The 3,359-nt window shown below is 71.6% G+C and carries 5 protein-coding genes; 3 read left to right on the top strand and 2 right to left on the bottom strand.

The genetic code is table 11. From position 1 onward, the window contains the following. Positions 1–271 (bottom strand): hypothetical protein (locus tag WA805_RS08400; RefSeq protein WP_425242048.1); only part of this gene is annotated, 271 nt, incomplete at its 3' end. A 148-nt stretch (positions 272–419) separates the two neighbouring features. On the opposite strand from WA805_RS08400, the gene WA805_RS08395 reads away from it, so the two are divergent. After that, positions 420–938, top strand: coding sequence for a hypothetical protein (locus WA805_RS08395; RefSeq protein ID WP_424564864.1), 519 nt, complete (start codon positions 420–422; stop codon positions 936–938). 35 nt (positions 939–973) lie between these two features. On the opposite strand, the gene WA805_RS08390 is transcribed toward WA805_RS08395, so the two are convergent. Beyond that, positions 974–1,474, bottom strand: coding sequence for a MarR family winged helix-turn-helix transcriptional regulator (locus tag WA805_RS08390; protein WP_422290794.1), 501 nt, complete (start codon positions 1,472–1,474; stop codon positions 974–976). A 174-nt stretch (positions 1,475–1,648) separates the two neighbouring features. On the opposite strand from WA805_RS08390, the gene WA805_RS08385 reads away from it, so the two are divergent. Both WA805_RS08385 and WA805_RS08380 read left to right on the top strand, forming a co-directional pair. Next, positions 1,649–2,707 carry a DUF3048 domain-containing protein gene (locus WA805_RS08385; RefSeq protein WP_422290792.1) on the top strand — a complete coding sequence of 353 codons (1,059 nt, stop codon included), beginning with the start codon at positions 1,649–1,651 and terminating at the stop codon, positions 2,705–2,707. Positions 2,708–2,787: 80 nt separating this feature from the next. Further along, on the top strand, positions 2,788–3,359 hold a 572-nt coding region (locus WA805_RS08380), incomplete at its 3' end, for an MFS transporter (RefSeq protein WP_425242047.1).

Below are 3,359 nucleotides of genomic sequence, written 5' to 3'. Positions count from 1 at the left end.
ATCCCAGGTAGCCGATCCACCCGCCGCCGAACGCCGGGTCCGTGCCCGCACCGGGAGCCGGCGGCGCCGGCAGTGCGTCGTCGAGGACATCGTCCAGCGGCCCGCTCGCGCTGCTTCGTACCAGCCGGGGCCGCGACCCGACGATGTCGCAGCCGCCGGCCCACGCGCCGAACAGCGCCACAGGATGCGGGTCCGCCCGGACCAGGCGCAGCACCTGCACGGGCGTGAGATCCCAGTTAAGCGGCCTGCGGACCAGGCGGATGTCCGGCATGGGTAGACGATAACCGGCCCGGTCCAGCGCCAGCCTTGGCCCGCACGACAAAAAGCCAGCTAGGGGTGCGGTGGGGAGCCCAGTCAGCGACGGCGCCGGAGCGTACCATTAAGGTCACGCAGGCGGAGCCGAGGTACCGGAGGCTGCGATGGCGCTGCGAGCACGGCGGACCGTTGTGGTGTGGCGCTCGTCCCGCGGCCTGGCCGGCAGGTACAGCTTGACGGCGCTCCCACGGCCCGCGAGCACCCGGCGGCTGCGCAGGCTTCTTCGCACCAGCGGCCTGCTCACGGCCGTCGGCCTGATCCGGCTGGGACACGCGCTGCGGTTGCGCTGGCTGCCCCTGCTGGCGGGCGGGGCGCTGACCGCGACTGGCATCCTGCTGAACGACGGAGCGGGCGCCCTCGCCTTCCTCGCTGGGTTCCTGTTCCTCTTTGCCGCGCTGGTCATGCACGTCAGCCCGCCCGCGGGCCGCGACCGGAGGCTGGCGCTGGAGCGCGAGCTCGCGGACTATTCGACCCCGGCCGAGCGGCGCGACCTCGAAGCGATTCTCGACCGGTACTCAGACGGCGACACGAGCGAGCTGCGTGACATTCTCACCAGGCAAGCCACGGCCACCGATGACAACAGGGTTCCAGGCATCGGACGGCTCCCGGCCAACCCCCGGTGACACCGCAGGGGATACCCGCGGCATCAGGCACCCGGTCACGCGGAGACCGGCGCGCCCAGCGTGACCGGCTGACGGGACGCGACCTGCTGCGCCAGGGACTCGAGGACTGGCAGCGCGGCCTCGAGCACGGCGAGGTCGTCAGGGCCGAGCCGGGCGACGCACGTCGCGAGCCGGGTGGCGCCGTCCTGCCGGACGGCGTCCAGCAGCGCCGAGCCCGCGCTGGTGATCGCGATGACGCAGGCCCGGTGGTCGGCCTCGTCGGGGCGGCGCTCCAGCCAGCCGGAGGCGGCCATGATGTCCACGATCCGCGACATGGTGGACACCTGCACCCCGAGCCTGGAGGCGAAGCCGCCGAGCCGCATCGGGCCCGCGTCGGCCAGCACGGCGAGGGCGGTGAGCCGGGTGGGCGTCAGCTCGCCTCGTTCGCCGCCCGCTTTCGCCGCGTCCTTGCCCGCCTGCTTCCCGGCATGGGCCAGCAGCTGCACCGCCACGCCGAGGCGGCCGGGCATGTCTGGCGTTGCGTCCGCGTCATTCATCGCTACCGTCCAATATTTGCCTTACACAAACTAAACTTATCCGCGCCGCGCTATGTTCCATAGTTAGCCGGCGGATAACCCAGAAAAGCCAGATCTCACCCGATTGTCCCGCATAGCATGCCGGATGGCGGGGAGCGATCGACCTACTGGCGTTCCCGAATTAGGAGGCCGGCCATGAGCAGGCGCCGGCGAATGGCCCTGCGGGTCGGCTTGCCGGCCGTCGCCGTGGTCGTCGCGTTCACGATCTCGCTGGTTGCCGCGCTGTCCAGTTCAGCGGCGCCGGCGCAGCCGTCCGCGCGCCCCACGCTCCCGCTGCACCCGCAGCCGGCGCCCATCCGGGTCGTCTCGACCCAGCTGTACTCCCCGTTCACCGGCGAGCCGGTCCGCGCGCTCAAGCCGGTGCTCGCGGTGAAGATCGACAACATCGTGACCGCGCGGCCGCAGACCGGGCTCCAGTCCGCCGACATCGTCTACGTCGAACCGGTCGAGGGCGGCCTCACCCGGTTCATGGCGGTGTTCTCCTCCCGCGTCCCGACGACGGTCGGCCCGGTGCGCAGCGCCCGCGAGAGCGACCTGTACCTGCTGCCCCAGTTCGGCCGCCCCGCGTTCGCCTGGTCCGGCGCGACCCCGCACCTGGTGCCGTTCATCGAGCGGGCGCATATCGCCGACCTGTACGCGCTCCAGGTGAACGGGTACTACCGGATCTCCTCCCGGGTCGCGCCTGAGAACCTGTACGCCAACCCGCGGACCCTGCTGAAGGAAGCGCCGAAGGCCAGCAAGGCCCGCGACATCGGGTTCCGGTTCGGGGCGCAGCCCGCCGGCGGGCGGGCGACCGGGTCGTACACGGTGAAGTACCCGGCGGCGACCTATACCTTCCGCTGGTCGGCGAAGGCGAAGCGGTGGCTGGTCTGGATGGACGGCGCGCCGGGCACGGCCACCGAGGGCGGCCAGCTCGGCGGCGCGACCGTGATCATCCAGGACGTCTATATCGGGAAGTCGCGGTTCGAGGAGTACGGTGGCCTGCCGCCGCTGGCGAGGTCGATCGGCTCCGGCACCGCGGTCATCCTGCGCAACGGCCGGGCGTACACCGTGCACTGGTCGCGGCCCGGCCTGAACAGCGGCACCACGTTCACGCTGCCCGGCGGCAAGCGGATGCTGTTCGCCCCCGGCCAGGTCTGGGTCGTGCTCGCGCCGGAGAGCCCCGCTAGCTACGTGAACGCCGCGCGGGTCTGAGCGGGACGGCCGGGAGCCGCAACCGTACGTTCAGATAAAAAAGTTATATTGAACGCGATGGAAGTTCGTATGGCGCGCGGATGAGTCGGCCCCGCTCCCGGTGGCTGACCAGGCACGTTCTCCTCGACCTCACGCCGCTGCGCCACTCGGCGGACTTCCGCGCGCTGATCGCCGGGCTCGGGGTGTCCAGCTTCGGCACCCAGCTGACCGCGGTCGCGGTGCCGTACCAGGTGTACGAGCTCACCCGCTCGTCGCTGTTCGTCGGGCTGGTGTCGCTCGCGCAGCTGTTCCCGCTGATTCTCGGGTCGCTGTTCGGCGGGTCGCTGGTGGACGCGGTGGACCGGCGGCGGATGCTGCTCGTGGTCGAGGCGCTTGGCGCGCTGTCGAGCGCCGGACTGGCGCTGAACGCGGACTTCGGTCCCGCGCTGTGGCCGCTGTTCCTGTTCCCGGCCGTGACCGCCGCGCTGAGCGGGATGGACAGCTCGGCGCGCGGCGCGATGGTGCCTGGCATGGTCGGGCTGGCGGCGGTTCCGGCGGCCAACGCGATGTTCCAGGCGCTGTTCCAGACCGGCGGGATCGTCGGGCCCGCGCTGGCCGGGCTGCTGCTCGCGGGGGCCGGCGTGCGGGCGGTGTACTGGATTGACGTCATTAG

The organism is Trebonia sp. (assembly GCF_049794275.1).
Lineage (GTDB): Bacteria > Actinomycetota > Actinomycetes > Streptosporangiales > Streptosporangiaceae > Trebonia.
This window is presented reverse-complemented; position numbering and strand designations above follow the sequence as displayed.

Coding starts and splice junctions, on each gene's coding strand:
- WA805_RS08395 (WP_424564864.1), top strand. CDS start 420: ATGGCGCTGCGAGCACGGCGGACCGTTGTGGTGTGGCGCTCGTCCCGC.
- WA805_RS08390 (WP_422290794.1), bottom strand. CDS start 1,474: ATGAATGACGCGGACGCAACGCCAGACATGCCCGGCCGCCTCGGCGTG.
- WA805_RS08385 (WP_422290792.1), top strand. CDS start 1,649: ATGAGCAGGCGCCGGCGAATGGCCCTGCGGGTCGGCTTGCCGGCCGTC.